Genomic DNA, 14637 nt, shown 5'->3' with positions numbered 1-14637 from the left:
CCGGTCAGGCCGGGTGGTGCAGCCGGTACGCGACCGACCGGGCGATGCGCGCGGCGGCCCCCGGCGGGCGGTTCGCCTCCACCACCACGACGTACCGGCCGACGCGCAGCGCGATCATCCCGGCGGTCGGGCCGATCTCGTACGCCTCGTCGCCGCCGATGTCGCGGCGCGGCCGGGCCTGCGCCTGCGTGGCCTGCAGGGCGTCCAGCATGCGGGAGGCGGCCTCGCCGGTCTCGGCCACCCAGCGGACGCTCACGGTGAGGCCCCGCACGGCCGGCCCGGCCGGACGCGCCGACGACTTCAGCACACTCGGCTGCCCGGGCTTCGGGCTCTCCTCGCCGTCGTCCTCCCCGGACCTGCGCTCGCCGCGCTCGCCACGCTCGCCGCGCGGCTCGTAGGTGCAGGAGACCGGGCGCGGCAGCCGCACCGGCCCGGCCGACGCGCGGCTCGGCACGGCCTTGTAGCCGTCCATCCGCGCCGCGACCAGGTCGGTCTCGGTGAGCAGCGAGCACGCGTCCGGCCAGGCCGCCACGGGGACGCCGCCGAGTTCGGCGGGGCCGGCGCCGGTCGGCCCGCCGCGCAGCGCGAGCAGCCGCGCCGCGCCGTCCGGGCGGGGCGCCGCCTGCGGGACGGCCGCGTACAGCAGCCCGCCCGCCGCCGCGAGCCACGGCCGCGCGCCCGGCAGGTCCGGGTCCATCGAGAACGGCGCCGGCGCGGTCGTGGTGCGGCCGTCGCCCGGCTCGACGATGTCGACGCCGGCCGGCAGCAGCCCCTCCGACAGCCGCGGCCGCAGCGCGAACACGTGCCCGCCGGCCTGCGCGAGCGCCGCGTACGGGGGGACGTCGCGGCTCCATTCGACGCGCCCGGACGGCACGTCCACCGCCTCCATCCGGGCGCCGTCGGCGCCCTCCGGGTGGTAGACGACCACGAGCCGCCCGGTGGTCAGCACGCCCGGGCACATGAGGTCGCCGCACACGCCGTCGCCCTTCCAGACGCCGAACTGGTCGCCGTCCTCGCCGAACGCGCGCAGCGCCGTGCCGTCCGAGACGAGCGTCACCCCGTCCAGCATCGCGACCTCGGGCGACTCCTTGGAGCCGAGCCGCTCGTCCCAGCGGACGGTGCCCTTCGCGGGGTCGACGGCGAGCAGCCGGCTGCGGCGCCGCCCGTCGCGCCGCCCGCCCTCCCGGCAGTCCATGCCGAACGCGGCGAGGTCCTCGCGGCCGTCGGACGGGTGCGCGCCGCCCTCGAACAGCCGGCAGCCGCGCGGCAGGGCGCGCCGCCACATCCGGTTGCCGGTCACCGCGGAGACGCCGAACAGCGTGCGGTGCCCGCCGTCGGTGGTGAGGACGATGTCGGATCCGGCGGGCCAGCGCAGCGTCGTCCGGGACACCGCGGCGGGACTCTCGCCCTCCCGCCGCCACAGCAGCCCGCCCGACAGCGCGTCGAACGCGACGAGCACCCGGTCGCTCCGGTCGCCGTTCCGCTCGAAATAGGCGACGATCCGGGACCGGGTGGAGGTCCAGCCGAGCAGCGTCCACCCGGACCGCCGGTAGCTCCAGCGGTCGCCGCCGGTCCGCGCGTCCCGCACCTCCAGCCCGTGCCCGGACGCGGTCACGACCTGCCCCTGCGCGACCTGGTAGGCGACGCCGTCGTAGCCGCCGACCGCGCCGTGCCGCATCCGGGTCGTCCTCTCCCAGCTCACCGCGAGCGGGCCGGGCGGCGGCCCCACCTCGCGCTGCGGCGTGACGGGCTCGCCGGTCACGGTGTGCCGGACCTGCCACCACTCGGCGCGCAGGACGTACTGGTCGACGAGCACGACGCACAGCACCACGGCGACCGTCGCGGAGGCGAGCCCGAGCGCGACGCGGACCCTGCCCACGGACTCCGGTCGGCCACCAGGCCGCTGCCGGCTCCCGACCACGACCGCGCCGCCTCCTTCCGCGTACTGTGCCTGAAAGACGACTCCCACCATGCCTTGTGAGGGACGCCGGGCGCGACAGAACGGAGATGAAGCGTGGAGGTCTTCACCCGCTGGCACAGCTGGGACACGGCCCGTGCGGACATAGCCGCGTCCGGCGCCCCGGTCGACACGGACGTGCTGGGCGCGGCCGTCGGCGCCGCCCTTCGCTGGCACGGCGACCAGAGGCGCCCCACGGGCGCCCCCTACGTCGAGCACCTGCTGGAGGCCCTCGAAGTGCTGGTGCGCGGGGCCGGAGTGACCGCTCCGGCCGTGCTGACCGCCGCGGTCCTGCACGACGTCGTCGAGGACACGCCCGCGACCCCGGCGGACGTGGAGGCCGAGTTCGGCGCGGAGGTCGCCGAGCTGGTCGACTGGGTCACCAAGCCGCCCGCGCCCGGCGGCGGACGCCAGGCCAAGCGCGGCGCCAGGGCCGCCTACCTGCGCCGGCTCGGCGACGCCCCGCCGGAGGCCGTCCAGGTGAAGCTGGCCGACCGCGTGAGCAACGTCCAGACGCTGCACAGGATGCCGCCGGACTTCCAGCGCCGGTACTACGCCGAGACCCTCACCTACATCCTGCCCCTGGCGGAACCGCACCCCTGGTTCAGGGCCTGGTACGCCGCCTGGAGGACGGAGTACGCCCACCTGCTATGACCGGATGGTCATGAGATGGGAGTATCGGGGGCATGGAACGCGAGTGGGTGGTCGAGGAGAGCGTCGCCGTCGCGGCGCGTCCCGACGAGGTGTACGCGGCCGTCGCCGACCCGCGGCGGATGGTCGAGTGGAGTCCCGAGGTGTTCGCCGTCCGGGTGCGCGGCCGGACGGTCGGGCAGGGCACGAGGTTCGTCGGCTTCAACCGGATCGGGTGGCGCGTGTGGTTCACCACGTGCCGGGTGACCGCGGCCGTGCCGGGCAAGGCGTTCGCATTCCGGGTGTCGAGCTTCGGGATGCCGGTCGCGCTGTGGGGCTACCGCGTCGAGGACGTGTCGGACGACCCGTCCGCGCCGCGGACGCGGCTCACCGAGTACTGGGAGGACCTGCGCCGCGAGGGCCGCAGCGCGAAGATCGTCTCGGTCCTCGGCAAGGTCTTCACCGGCGTCCCGGCGGAGCGGCGCGCCGCGGTGAACCGCGCGGGCATGCGCGCCACCCTCGACCGCATCCGGACGGCCGTCGAGGCGGGCTGACCCCGCCCCCGGTCCTTGGCAGCAAAACGAGAACCTGTTCTACTAAGCGGTGTGACAAGCACCGTGCAAGCGCATGCCGTCCAGGGCGAACGGGTCGCCCTCCCGGTGCGGATCCGGGACGCCGCCGTGGCGTCGGCGATGTTCGCCGTGCCCGCCCGCGCCGCCCGGGCCGTCATCGCCTACTCCGGGCTGGAGGTCGCCGAGCCGCTGCCCGGGCGGGCGATCTGCTCGCTCGCCTTCGTCCGGTACGCGGACGGGGACCTCGGCCCGTACCACGAGTTCGCCGTCGCGTTCCTGGTGCGGCCGCCCGGCGCCGACCCGGCCGGGCCGCTCGGGCGGCTGCGCGGCGTCGGGGCGTTCATCCACTGGCTGCCGGTGAACCAGGAGTTCACGCTGGAGGCCGGGCGGACGATCTGGGGGTTCCCCAAGGAGATCGCCGACATCCCGATGGACCTGGCCGGGCGCGTGAAGCGGTGCGCCGTGCGGTTCGGCGGGCACACGGCGATCGAGGTGGCGGTGAAGCCGGGCGTGCCCATGCCGGGCGGCACCGCCGCGCCGAAGCTCGACGCCTACTCGTGCATGGACGGCGTCACCCGCCGGACGCCGTGGACGCTGACGCCGTCCGACGTCCGGACGCGGCCGGGCGGGGCGAAGGTCGTCCTGGGCGACCACCCGGTGGCGGAGGAGCTGCGCGGGCTGGGCCTCGACCGCGCCAGGGCGCTGAGCAGCAGCACGGTCGGGCACCTGCGGATGGTCTTCGACGGCGCCGAGGAGGTGCGCCGGTGAGGCGGACGGCGCTGGTCACGGGAGCGGCCGGCGGGATCGGCGCCCTGGCCGCACGGCGGCTCGCCGCGGCGGCGTGGGACGTCGTCGCGGTGGACATCGACGAGGCGGGCCTGGCGGAGACGGCGCTGCGCTCGCCGAACATGCACGTGCGCACCTGCGACGTCACCGACCCCAAGGCCGTCCTGGACGTGCTGGCGGTGATCGGCCCCGTCCACCGGGTCGTGCACGCCGCCGTGATCGCGCCGGCCGCGCCCGTGCTGGAGCAGCCGCCCGCCGAAGTGCAACACGTTCTCAGCACCGATGTGCTCGGCACCATGCACATCGTGCGCGCCACGCTGCCGGGGATGCTGGAGCGCGGCGCCGGGGAGCTGGTCCTCTGCGCGCCGCCCCCGGAGCCCGGCGCGGCGGCCGCCGCGTCCGGGGCCGTGGCCGCGTACGCCGGGGCGCTCTTCCGGGAGCACGGCGGGCGCGGGGTGACGATCCGCTGCGTCCACCTCGACGGGGAGACGCCGGCCCGGCTCGTCCTCGACGCGCTGGACCGCTCGTTCGCGCGCCCGGCCGGCGACCTGCACGTCCGTCCGCGGCGCGGCCGCCTGCCGTTCGCCCGGGCGGCCGCGCCGCGCTGAACCGGGGGCCGACCGCATAAGCTGTCTCCTTCGCCCCTTCGGGGCGCCGGGGGACGTCCCCGGCGCGACACACGTGCGAGGAGCAGCCTGCATGTCGTCCCAGGTCACCGGGCCACCGGCCGGTTCCGGCGGCACGGTGAAGGATCAGGAGATCGCCGCCGAGCAGCGCTACGTCGACGTCGCCTACGCGCGGCTGGAGGAGATGCGCGCCGACGCCCAGGCCATGATCCGCGAGGGCTACCGGCAGTCGCTGGCGGGCACCAAGGGCTCGCTGGTGGACCGGGACGCGATGGTCCACCAGGCGGCGCTGCGCATGCAGGCCCTCGACGTCGCCGACGACGGCCTGGTGTTCGGCCGGCTCGACCTGGCCCCCGGCGAGCAGGCGACCCGGGAGGTCCGCTACATCGGGCGCATCGGCGTGCGGACCAGCGAGCACGACTCCCTCGTCATCGACTGGCGGGCCCCGGCCGCCGAGGACTTCTACCGCGCCACCCCGGAGGACCCGCGCGGCGTCGTCCGCCGCCGCGTCCTGCACTCGCGCGGGCACACGGTCGTCGACCTGGAGGACGACCTCCTCGACCCGGACGCGGCGGACGGCCTGACGATCGTCGGCGACGGCGCGTTCCTCGCCTCCCTCGCCCGCACCCGCGAGGGCGCGATGCGCGACATCGTCGCGACGATCCAGCGGGAGCAGGACGAGGTGATCCGCGCGCCCGCCGACGGCACGGTCCTGGTGCGCGGCGCCCCCGGCACCGGCAAGACGGCCGTCGCGCTGCACCGCGTCGCGTACCTGCTGTTCCGGCACCGCCGCCGGTTCGGGTCGCGCGGCGTCCTCGTCGTCGGCCCGAACCGCCGGTTCACCGCCTACATCGAGCGGGTGCTGCCGTCGCTCGGCGAGGGCTCGGCGACGCTGCGCTCGCTCGGCGACCTGGTGGACGGCGCGACCGCGACCGTCCACGACCCGCCGCGGCTCGCCCGCGTCAAGGGCGCGGACGCGATGGTCCCGGTGCTGCGCCGCGCCGTCGCCGACCACCCGCCCGGCGCGCCCGACGAGCTGCGCGTGGTGTTCAAGGGCGTCGTCGTCGCCCTCGACCGCGCCCGCCTCGACCGGATCAGGAACGACCTGCACCGGCGCAGCCGAGGCAGCGTGAACGCGGCCCGCGGCCGTGCCGCCGAGATGCTCCTGGACGCCCTCTGGCGCCGTTTCGAGGACGTCGGCGGAGCCGAGGCGGCCGAGGCCGAGGAGAGCGCCGAGACGGGGCTGTGGAACGCGATCCTGGCCGCCGACGGCCTCGCCTCCCTCGACGAGGAGCCCGCCGCACGGGGGCGGCAGAACGGCGACCCGAAGCGCGCCCAGTTCGACGCGCGCGTCCGGGAGCAGCGCGCCTTCACCGACTTCCTGGTCGCCTGGTGGCCGATCCGCCGCCCGCTGGACGTCCTGCGCTCGCTCGGCGACCCGGCCCGGCTGCGCCGCGCCGCCGGCCGCGACCTCGACCGCGCCGACATCGAGCCGCTCGCCGCGTCCTGGGCCGAGGGCGCCCCGCTCAGCTACCAGGACATCGCGCTCCTGGACGAGCTCGACGCGCTGCTCGGCTCGCCGCCCCGCCCGTCCCGCCGCCGCGGGGCGCCGTCCGAGGACGACCCGTTCGTCGTGGACGGCGTCAACATCCTCACCGGCGAGGAGGTCGCGGACGAGACGTGGGAGCCGGAGATGCAGGAGCTGACCACGTCCATCGAGCGCCTCGAACGCTCCCGGCGCGTGGACGACGGCGTCGTCGAGGAGCGCCCCGAGTACGCGCACATCGTCGTCGACGAGGCGCAGGACCTGTCCCCCATGCAGTGGCGCATGCTCGGCCGCCGCGGCCGCCAGGCGAGCTGGACGATCGTGGAGGACCCGGCCCAGAGCGCCTGGGAGGACCTCGACGCCGCCCGGCAGGCCATGGAGGCCGCTCTCGGCGGCGGCAAGCCGTCCCGGGGCCGCCGCCGCGGCCGCAAGGCCGCGCCCCGCACCCGGCACGAGTACGAGCTCACCACGAACTACCGCAACTCCACCGAGATCGCGGCCGTGTCGGCCCGCGTCCTCGTCCGCGCCCTCCCCGAGGCCCGCCCGGCCCGCGCCGTGCGCACCTCCGGGATCGACCCGGTCGTCCGCGTCGTCCCCGGACCCGACCACCTCACCGCCGCCCGCGAGGCGACGGAGGAACTCCTCGGCCAGGTCGAAGGCACCATCGGCGTGATCGTCCCCATGGCGTCGGACGAGCCCTGCACCGCGTCCGGGTCGCCCCCGCCGCCCGCCGCCGGGCAGACCTCCCTCTTCGACGCCCCCGCCGCCGCGCCCGGCGCGGGCGAGGGAACGGTGGCGTGGACGGAGGCCGACCGCCTGCGGCTCGGAGAGGGGCTGCCGGAGCGGGTGCAGGTGCTGGACGTCCTCGAAGCCAAGGGGCTGGAGTTCGACGCGGCCGTGATCGTGGCGCCCGAGACCGTCGCCGCGCAGTCGCCGCGCGGGCTGCGCGTCCTCTACGTGGCGGTGTCCCGGGCGACGCAGCGGCTGACCGTGCTCACCGCCGACCCCGAATGGCGCGACATCCTGCTGAACGACTGACCGCCGGCCGGGTTACGCCCACCGCTGATCTGCCCAGGGCAGAGAAACGCGGGCTCGCGCGAGACCCGTCCTTAACGTCGGCGCCATGGACGTCATCCGACTGCACCCGCATCTGCACCAGATCCGCTTCCCCATCGGGCACGCCTACCTGTGGGAGGCGGCGGACGGGCTGACGCTGATCGACAGCGGGCTCCCCGGGTCGGCGCCGATGATCGCCGACGCCGTCCGCTCGCTCGGCCGGCGCCCCGGGGAACTGCGCCGGCTCATCCTCACGCACTTCCACGAGGACCATGTGGGGTCCGCCGCCGACGTCGCGGCCTGGGGCGACGTCGAGGTGCTCGCCCACCGCGCGGACGCGCCGTTCATCCGCGGCGACGCCGCGGGGCCGCCGCCGCAGGTGCTCGACTGGGAGCGGCCCATCTTCGAGCAGAGCCAGGCCGCCCTCGCCGGCTTCCCCCCGCCGGCGCCGGTCCGGGTGGACCGCGAACTCGACGACGGCGACCTCATCGACCTCGGCGGCACCCCGGCCGTCGCCGTCTCCGCGCCCGGCCACACGCCCGGCAGCGTCGCGATCCACGTGCCCGAGGAGCGGGTCCTGTTCACCGGGGACACCGTCGCCCGGCTGGACGACGGCCGGGTCATCCTGGGCGTCTTCAACGTCGACCCGCCGCTCGCCGCGGAGACGTTCACCCGGCTCGCCGCGCTCGACACCGAGATCGCCTGCTTCGGGCACGGCGAACCCGTCACCGAGGACGCCGCCGCCCGGCTGCGGGAGGCCGCGCGCGAGTGATACCTGCCCGTCCGCGCGGGTTAGGCTGACGCTGCCCCCTTTCGCACGGGTGAACGGAGATCGATGAGCGGCCGGAATCCCGCACCCAGGCGCAGCTACGGCGGCCGGTCGGCGGAGGAGCGCCGCGCGGAGCGGCGTGAGCGGCTGCTGGCCGCCGGGCTCGAACTGTTCGGCACGCGCGGCTACGCGGCCACCTCCATCGAGCGGCTGTGCGCGACGGCGAGCGTGTCGACCCGCAACTTCTACGAGGAGTTCACCGGGCGCGAGGAACTCCTCACCGCCCTGCACAGCAGCATCAACCAGCGCGCGGCGGAGGCGCTCGCCGCCGCCTACGCCGAGGCCGCGGACGCCGACCTCGGCACCCGCGTCGAGAGCGCCGTCCGCGCGTTCGTCACCGTCACCGCGAGCGACCCGCGCTGGGCCCGCATCGCGTTCGTCGAGGTCATCGGGGTCAGCGCCAGCCTGGAGCAGCACCGCTTCCGGTGGCGCGGCCGGTGGGAGGACACGCTGACCACGATGGCGCGGGAGGCGGTCGAGCGCGGCGAGGCCGTCGACCGCGACTACCGCCTCACGATGATCGCGGTGATCGGGGCGGTGAACAACCTCGTCCACCACTGGTCCGCCCGCGACCAGGACATCCCGCTCGACGACATCATCGCCGAGCTGACCCATCTGATCCTCGCGGCGGTGCGCACGCCCTAGACGGGCGCCCCGCCCTAGATGATGGGGGGACGGCCCGTCCTCGTCATGCGCCAGGCGGTGCGGTAGGAGATGGGGCGGCGGGGCCCGGCGGGCTTGCGCCATCCCTCCAGGAAGCCCTTGAACCACGGCTTGAGGGCGCTCGGCCTGCGCTCGCGGAGCACCGTCATGCCGACCCACACGGCCACGTACGTGAAGGCCAGGGGCCACGGGAGGTTGCGGCGCGCCAGCCAGACGCGGTTGCGGGCGTTGTAGCGGTAGAACATCTCGTGCCGCGTCGGCAGGACGGCCGGGTGGAACATGACCGCGGACGCGTCGTAGACGATGCGGTACCCGGCGTCGAGGATCCGCCACGCGAGGTCGGTCTCCTCGTGGGCGTAGAAGAAGTCCTCGGGGAGGCCGCCGCCGGCGTCGAACGCGGCGCGGCGGATCGCGCAGGCCCCGCCGAGGAACGTCGTGACGGCGGACGAGCGCTCCGGGTCGCCGGCCCGCAGCCGCGGCACGTGCCGCCGCTCGCCGCGCCCGCCCTCGGGGTCGCGGACGCGGAACGACACGACGCCGAGGTCGGGCTCGGCGGAGAACCGGTCGCGCAGGCGGGCGCCGAGGCCGGTGGAGCCGTACCAGCCGTCGTCGTCCAGGAAGAGGATCACATCGCCGCAGGACGCCTCCACGCCCCGGTTCCGCCCGCCCGGGATGCCCAGGTTCGTCGGGAGGCTCAGCGTCTTCACGCGCTCGTCGTCGAACGGCGCCGCGTCCGCGCGGTCGCCGACCGGGTCGACGCCGTTGCCGACGAGCACGACCTCGACGTCCACGTGCTCCTGCTCCAGGGCGCTGCGGACGGCGCGGGCCAGCTCCTCCGGCCGGTTCCCCATGGTCAGGACGACGACGCTGAGCTTCACTTCAGCCTCCGGGAGGCCAGGATGCTGACCAGGTGGAGCAGGGTCTGCACGACGGCGACCGCGGCCACCGCGACCGTCAGGACGCGGACCGCGACCGGACCGTCGGCGCCGAGGACGGCGTCGGCCACGGCGGCCGCGAGGATGAGCAGCGACAGCTCGACGGCCCCGATGATCCGGTGGAAGCGCAGCATCGACGCGGCCTGGCGGGCCAGCGCGATGCGGGTGGAGCGGGGCCGCAGCGCCCGGTCGCCGCCGGACGGGTCGGCGGGCAGCCCCGACTTGGCGCGGGCGACCACGACGTTGTCGGTCTCCGCCTTGATCAGCGCGGCGCCGAGCGCGGCGACGAGGCCGAGCTCCACCCAGCCGCCGTTCCGCCAGCCGCCCTGCGCCATGAAGCCGAGCCCGGCGAGCAGGGAGATCTCCGACAGGTAGTGGCCGATGCGGTCGAGGAACACCCCGGCCACCGACGTCTGCCGCAGGTACCGGGCGACCTCGCCGTCCACGCAGTCGAGCAGCAGGTAGACCTGGACGAGCACGGCGCCGCCGAGCGCCGTCCACAGCGGGTCCGCGGGCAGCGACACGACCAGGCCGGCGAGGACGCCGCTCGCCATCATCAGGTAGGTGAGCTGGTTCGGGCTGAACCCGAGGCGCAGCGCGAGCCACGCGAAGTACGGGGACACGTCCCGCATGTAGAGGCGGCCGGCCCAGTGCTCCTCGTTGCGCCGGTCCTTCAGGCCGGGCGGCTGCCCGTACCGGCGGACGTCGGCGACCTTCGCGCCCTTGCGGTGCGGGCGGTGGTCGTCCCCGGGCGACTCCGCGGAGTGCCCGGGGATCTCAGCCTCCATGGGCCTGGACATACTCATCCACCGCCTTGCGGGCCTCGCCCTTGTCGAGATTGAGGTATTCCAAGATGGTGTAGCGGCCGGGCCGGGTCTGCGGCGCGAACAGCACCGCCTCGGTGAACTGCTCGGCGGACAGCCCGATGTCGCCGGGCAGGCGGGGCAGCCCGTGCCGGCCCAGGCAGTCGAGGATCTCCGCCAGCCGCTCGCCGCCGGCCCCGAGGCGGGTGGCGCGCAGGTGGTAGCAGAACGCCGCGCCGATCCCCGCCAGCTCGCCGTGGTTGGCCGTGTCCGGGTAGAGCTGGTCGATGGCGTGCAGGATCTCGTGGTCGCCGCCGCTGGCCGGGCGGGAGTCGCCGGCGAACGCCATCGACATCCCGGACAGGACCAGGCTCTCGGCGAGGACGGTGAGGAACCGGTCGTCCTCGATCGAGCCGGGCAGGTGCAGCAGCGCCTCGGCGGCGGTGCGCGCCACGGTCAGCGCCATCCGGTCGATCCGCTCGCCGCACTGCTCGGACGCGAGCACCCAGTCGTCCACCGCCGAGAAGTTGCTCAGCACGTCGCCGATCCCGGCGCGGATGAGCCGTCCCGGCGCGGCGTGCACGTAGTCCAGGTCGACGATCATCGCGAGCGGCATCACGACGCCGAACGAGCCCTTGCCGCTGTCGTGCACGAGCGAGGCGACCGGGGAGCAGATCCCGTCGTGGGACAGGTTCGTCGCGACCGACACCATCGGTATGCCCGACAGCGTCGCCGCGTACTTGGTGGCGTCGATCGTCCGGCCGCCGCCGATCCCGACGACGGCCTCGTAGGACCCGGCGCGCAGCTTGGCGGCCAGCGCGACGGCCGCGTCCACGGTGCCGCCCTCGACCTGGAACACGTCGCAGGCCGACAGGGACGGGCGGACCTGCTCGGCGATCTGGTCGCCCTGGCCCGGGCCGACCGCGATCGCCACCCGTCCCTCGGTGGCGATCCGCTTGTCGGCGAGCAGGTCGCCGAGGGCGGCGACGGCGCCGCGCCGCACGTCGATGGAGAGCGGCGCGTTCAGCATCCGCGTCAGCAGGGGCATGTGCCTCCTCGCTCGGTGGAGCGCCCGGGGTCCGGCGGTCAGTAGCCCTTGGCGATCCGCCGGGCCTTCTCCAGGTCGTCGTGGTTGTCGACCTCGACCCAGTCGACCTCGCCGATCGGCGCGACGCCGATGCGGCCGCCGCGGTTCACGTGCTCCTGGTAGCCGTCCTCGTAGTAGAGGTCGGGGTCGCGCTCCCAGGTGGCCTTGAGCGCGTCGGCCAGCGGCTCGGCGGCGGCGGGCTCGATCAGGGTGGCGCCGATGTACTCGCCGCCGGCGGCGGACGGGTCCATCAGCTTGGTGATGGTCTTCAGGTGGCCCTCGCCGTCGAGGATGACCTTCATCTCCTCGTCGGCGAGCTTCTTCACGTCGTCCACGGCGAGGAGGATGTCGGGCCCGCGGTTCGCCAGCAGCGTCTTCTCCACGCTCACCGGGTGGACCGTGTCGCCGTTGACCATGAGGACGCCCTTGGAGAAGTGCTCCCGGGCGAGCCACATGGAGTAGGCGTTGTTCCACTCCTCGGCCTTGTCGTTGTGAACCAGCGTGATGCGCACGCCGTACTTCTCCTCGAGGGCGGCCTTGCGCTCCTCCACGGCGCCGGCGCGGTAGCCGACGACGATGACGACGTCGGTCAGCCCGACCTCGGCGAGGTTGCGGAGGGCGATGTCCAGGATCGTGGTCTCGCCGTCCACCGGGACCAGGGCCTTGGGGAGGGTGTCGGTGTAGGGCCGCAGCCTCCGGCCCGCACCCGCCGCCAGCACCATGCCGATCATGCTTCCTCTTTCCTCAGGTCGAACGTGATCCGTGCCCGCAAGGTAAACGGTCGGCGCGGCACACGCGAACGAGCCGGGCCCATCGCGGGGCGGACGGTGCCGCCGTGGTGGCGCGGCGCCTGCACCGTCTGCGCGGACCCCGACACGGCGAGGTAACCATACTCGATCCCGCGCGTTCGGGCGGTGCGAGCCGGTTCGCCCGCGCCCCGCCCGGGAGCCGTCCGGTACGTTGAGCGTGGCCGGGATGCCGGGAAGACTGGGGAGACATGGCGGCGCGGACGGTTGCGGTGGTGCTCGCCGGCGGGGTCGGCGCGCGCATGGGCGCGGGGCGCCCCAAGCAGCTCATGGAGGTCGGCGGGCGGCCCATCCTGGCGCACGCGATCGGCGCGTTCGACGCGCACCCCGGCATCGGCGAGGTCGTCGTCGTGATGGCGGCCGGGCACCTGCGCGACGCGGCCGCGATCGCCGCCCCGTTCCGCAAGGCGGCCGCCGTGGTCGAGGGCGGCGACACGCGCACCGCGTCGACGGCCGCGGCGCTGCGGGTGCTGGACGGGCGCCCAGACGACGTCCGCGTCCTCTTCCACGACGCGGCCCGCCCGTTCGTGGACGCCCCCGTCATCGACCGCGTGCTGGACGCGCTCGACGACTGCGAGGCGGTCGCCGTGGGCGTCCCCTCGTCCGACACGGTCGTGGTGGTGCGGGACGGCGTGGTCGCCTCGATGCCGCCGCGCGAGACGCTGAGCCGCTTCCAGACCCCGCAGGGCTTCCGGCTCGGCACCATCCGGAAGGCGTACGAGCTGGCGCTGGCCGACCCGGGCCTGCGCGCCACCGACGACTGCGGGATCGTGCACCACTACCTGCCGGACGTCCCCATCCGCGTCGTCGAGGGCAGCGAGCGCAACCTCAAGGTCACCCATCCCCTCGACGCCGTCGTCGCCGAACATCTCGCCGCAGAGGTGAAGCCTTGATCTTCGAGAACTCCCCCACGGTCATCGGGCACCGCGGGTACGGGTCCGGCGACCTCACGCCTCCCGGGGCCGCGGCGCCCGTCTCCGAGAACACGCTGCCGTCGCTGCTCGCCGCCGTCGACGCGGGCCTGTCCTGGGTCGAGATCGACGTGACGCGCACCGCCGACGACCACCTCGTCCTGCGGCACGACCCGACGACGGTGGACGGCGACCACCTGGTCGACCTGCCCGCCACGGCGAGCGGCCTGCCCCTGCTGGCCGACGTCTTCGACGCGCTGCCGCCGGACGTCGCCGTCGACGTGGACGTCAAGACGGTGCTGGAGGACGCGCTGGACGAGCCGTCCCGCCGCACCGGCGCGCTGCTCCTGCCGGTGCTGCGGCGGGAGGCGCAGCGGCGGCGGCTGCTCGTCACGTCGTTCGACCCGTCGCTGCTGACGTTCCTGAAGGGCGAGCTGCCGGGCGTCCCGGTGGGGCTGCTGACGTGGCTGCGGTTCCCGCTGTGGCACGCCGTCCCGGCCGCCGCCGGGCTCGGCCTGGACGTCGTCGCCGTGCACACCGGGTCCTGCGGGGTCGACCACCCCGACACACGGCTGCGCCCGCTGGAGCACTGCGTGGACGTCGCGCACAAGGCGGGTCTGGAGACGATCGCCTGGTGCCCGTCGGCGGAGGCGGCGCCGACCTACGCGGAGGCCGGCTTCGACGCGCTGGTCGTCAACGACGTCCCCGGCGTCCTCGCCGCCGTCTGACCGCGCCAGCGGCCGGGCGGCAGGGAGGCCACGACGAGCGCCACCCCGATGATCGTGAAGGTCCCGTTGGCGGCCATGTTCGTGTACCCGATGAAGAAGTCGTCCGGCACGATGTCCGGCGTGCCGTGCTGGACCATCCACAGGGTCTTCGTGACCCACAGCACCCCGACCGCGGTCATGAGGACGCCGGGGATGAGCGAGGCGAGCGCGGAGAGCCGGGCGGTCACCACCAGGCCGATCACGGCCGCGCCCGCCAGCAGCACCGCGAACGCCGTCCAGTCGGGCGACACGGAGGCGCCGTCGATGCTCGCGCCGAGACCGCCGGCGACCGACCTGCGCAGCCTGTCGACGCTGTAGGCGAGGCAGCCGGCGATCAGCGGGGCGGCGACCACCCCCGCGAGCGCGCCGAGCGCGTGCCGGGCGGCGAGGTTCATGGTCGGCTCCTGTCGGTCGGCGTCGAGAGCCCGCTCAACGTACAGAAGCCGCATACCGGGATGATCACGTCCCGGTATCGATCACTTCGGACGGTCGCCGCCGTACATGCGCGTCCACTCGCCGGGGCCGTCGTCGTCCTCGCTGTCGATGGACGGCTCGGCCTTCTTCTCCTGCGCGGGCGGCGCCGCCGGGGACGCGGGCGGGAGCGGAGGCGGGTTCGGCGCGGCGGGCTGCGCGGGCGGCGCCGCGGGCTGCGCGGGCGGCGGG

16 protein-coding genes are annotated in these 14637 nt (G+C 75.1%); 9 read left to right on the top strand and 7 right to left on the bottom strand.

All coding sequences use genetic code 11. From position 1 onward, the window contains the following. Window positions 1-4: 4 nt before the first annotated feature. Complete coding sequence (locus ACIWVC_RS31945; protein WP_396454975.1) at window positions 5-1879, bottom strand: PQQ-binding-like beta-propeller repeat protein; 1875 nt, start codon at window positions 1877-1879, stop codon at window positions 5-7. 135 nt (window positions 1880-2014) lie between these two features. Here ACIWVC_RS31945 and ACIWVC_RS31940 point away from each other — a divergent pair, with 135 nt between their 5' ends. The 7 genes from ACIWVC_RS31940 to ACIWVC_RS31910 all read left to right on the top strand — a co-directional run bounded on the left by ACIWVC_RS31940 (window position 2015) and on the right by ACIWVC_RS31910 (window position 8647). Continuing rightward, window positions 2015-2611, top strand: coding sequence for an HD domain-containing protein (locus ACIWVC_RS31940; RefSeq protein WP_396447674.1), 597 nt, complete (start codon window positions 2015-2017; stop codon window positions 2609-2611). 32 nt (window positions 2612-2643) lie between these two features. Continuing rightward, window positions 2644-3141, top strand: a complete 498-nt coding sequence (locus ACIWVC_RS31935; protein WP_396447673.1) for an SRPBCC family protein — start codon at window positions 2644-2646, stop codon at window positions 3139-3141. A gap of 51 nt (window positions 3142-3192) precedes the next feature. Further along, window positions 3193-3927 carry an acetoacetate decarboxylase family protein gene (locus ACIWVC_RS31930; RefSeq protein ID WP_396447672.1) on the top strand — a complete coding sequence of 245 codons (735 nt, stop codon included), beginning with the start codon at window positions 3193-3195 and terminating at the stop codon, window positions 3925-3927. Next, window positions 3924-4553, top strand: coding sequence for an SDR family NAD(P)-dependent oxidoreductase (locus ACIWVC_RS31925; RefSeq protein WP_396454974.1), 630 nt, complete (start codon window positions 3924-3926; stop codon window positions 4551-4553). Before ACIWVC_RS31930 ends, ACIWVC_RS31925 begins: the two co-directional genes overlap by 4 nt. 91 nt (window positions 4554-4644) lie before the next feature. Next, a complete protein-coding gene (locus tag ACIWVC_RS31920) occupies window positions 4645-7155 on the top strand; it encodes a HelD family protein (RefSeq protein WP_396454973.1) in 2511 nt (836 codons plus the stop codon). 85 nt (window positions 7156-7240) lie between these two features. Then, the gene (locus ACIWVC_RS31915) at window positions 7241-7945 is read left to right on the top strand and encodes an MBL fold metallo-hydrolase (protein WP_396447669.1); all 705 of its coding nucleotides are present in this window, start codon (window positions 7241-7243) and stop codon (window positions 7943-7945) included. A 63-nt stretch (window positions 7946-8008) separates the two neighbouring features. Beyond that, window positions 8009-8647, top strand: a complete 639-nt coding sequence (locus ACIWVC_RS31910; protein WP_396447668.1) for a TetR/AcrR family transcriptional regulator — start codon at window positions 8009-8011, stop codon at window positions 8645-8647. A gap of 14 nt (window positions 8648-8661) precedes the next feature. On the opposite strand, the gene ACIWVC_RS31905 is transcribed toward ACIWVC_RS31910, so the two are convergent. The 4 genes from ACIWVC_RS31905 to ACIWVC_RS31890 are packed head-to-tail and all read right to left on the bottom strand — an operon-like array spanning window position 8662 to window position 12221. Continuing rightward, complete coding sequence (locus tag ACIWVC_RS31905) at window positions 8662-9516, bottom strand: glycosyltransferase family 2 protein (RefSeq protein WP_396454976.1); 855 nt, start codon at window positions 9514-9516, stop codon at window positions 8662-8664. Between the two features lie 23 nt (window positions 9517-9539). Further along, window positions 9540-10388, bottom strand: coding sequence for a CDP-alcohol phosphatidyltransferase family protein (locus ACIWVC_RS31900; RefSeq protein ID WP_396447667.1), 849 nt, complete (start codon window positions 10386-10388; stop codon window positions 9540-9542). Further along, entirely contained in the window at window positions 10378-11451 is a 1074-nt protein-coding gene (locus ACIWVC_RS31895) for an iron-containing alcohol dehydrogenase family protein (RefSeq protein ID WP_396447666.1), read from the bottom strand. Before ACIWVC_RS31895 ends, ACIWVC_RS31900 begins: the two co-directional genes overlap by 11 nt. 38 nt (window positions 11452-11489) lie before the next feature. Next, complete coding sequence (locus ACIWVC_RS31890) at window positions 11490-12221, bottom strand: sugar phosphate nucleotidyltransferase (protein WP_396454972.1); 732 nt, start codon at window positions 12219-12221, stop codon at window positions 11490-11492. A 266-nt stretch (window positions 12222-12487) separates the two neighbouring features. On the opposite strand from ACIWVC_RS31890, the gene ispD reads away from it, so the two are divergent. Next, window positions 12488-13189 (top strand): 2-C-methyl-D-erythritol 4-phosphate cytidylyltransferase, encoded by a 702-nt coding sequence (gene ispD / locus ACIWVC_RS31885; protein WP_396454971.1) that lies wholly within the window; start codon window positions 12488-12490, stop codon window positions 13187-13189. Next, window positions 13186-13935: a glycerophosphodiester phosphodiesterase gene (locus ACIWVC_RS31880; protein ID WP_396447663.1), complete on the top strand. Its 750-nt coding sequence runs from the start codon at window positions 13186-13188 to the stop codon at window positions 13933-13935. The genes ispD and ACIWVC_RS31880 overlap by 4 nt, the downstream gene beginning before the upstream one ends. On the opposite strand, the gene ACIWVC_RS31875 is transcribed toward ACIWVC_RS31880, so the two are convergent. After that, window positions 13869-14369, bottom strand: coding sequence for a hypothetical protein (locus ACIWVC_RS31875; RefSeq protein WP_396447662.1), 501 nt, complete (start codon window positions 14367-14369; stop codon window positions 13869-13871). The two genes, ACIWVC_RS31880 and ACIWVC_RS31875, sit on opposite strands and share 67 nt — an antisense overlap. Before the next feature lie 81 nt (window positions 14370-14450). After that, on the bottom strand, window positions 14451-14637 hold a 187-nt coding region (locus ACIWVC_RS31870), incomplete at its 5' end, for a hypothetical protein (protein ID WP_396454970.1).

It is taken from the genome of Actinomadura sp. (genome assembly GCF_044508335.1).
Lineage (GTDB): Bacteria > Actinomycetota > Actinomycetes > Streptosporangiales > Streptosporangiaceae > Spirillospora.
Note: the sequence above shows the minus strand (reverse complement) of the source record. Positions and strands in the feature narration are given on the sequence as shown.

Coding starts and splice junctions, on each gene's coding strand:
- ACIWVC_RS31935 (WP_396447673.1), top strand. CDS start 2,644: ATGGAACGCGAGTGGGTGGTCGAGGAGAGCGTCGCCGTCGCGGCGCGT.
- ACIWVC_RS31920 (WP_396454973.1), top strand. CDS start 4,645: ATGTCGTCCCAGGTCACCGGGCCACCGGCCGGTTCCGGCGGCACGGTG.
- ACIWVC_RS31915 (WP_396447669.1), top strand. CDS start 7,241: ATGGACGTCATCCGACTGCACCCGCATCTGCACCAGATCCGCTTCCCC.
- ACIWVC_RS31910 (WP_396447668.1), top strand. CDS start 8,009: ATGAGCGGCCGGAATCCCGCACCCAGGCGCAGCTACGGCGGCCGGTCG.
- ACIWVC_RS31905 (WP_396454976.1), bottom strand. CDS start 9,516: ATGGGGAACCGGCCGGAGGAGCTGGCCCGCGCCGTCCGCAGCGCCCTG.
- ACIWVC_RS31900 (WP_396447667.1), bottom strand. CDS start 10,388: ATGGAGGCTGAGATCCCCGGGCACTCCGCGGAGTCGCCCGGGGACGAC.
- ACIWVC_RS31895 (WP_396447666.1), bottom strand. CDS start 11,451: ATGCCCCTGCTGACGCGGATGCTGAACGCGCCGCTCTCCATCGACGTG.
- ACIWVC_RS31890 (WP_396454972.1), bottom strand. CDS start 12,221: ATGATCGGCATGGTGCTGGCGGCGGGTGCGGGCCGGAGGCTGCGGCCC.
- ispD (WP_396454971.1), top strand. CDS start 12,488: ATGGCGGCGCGGACGGTTGCGGTGGTGCTCGCCGGCGGGGTCGGCGCG.
- ACIWVC_RS31875 (WP_396447662.1), bottom strand. CDS start 14,369: ATGAACCTCGCCGCCCGGCACGCGCTCGGCGCGCTCGCGGGGGTGGTC.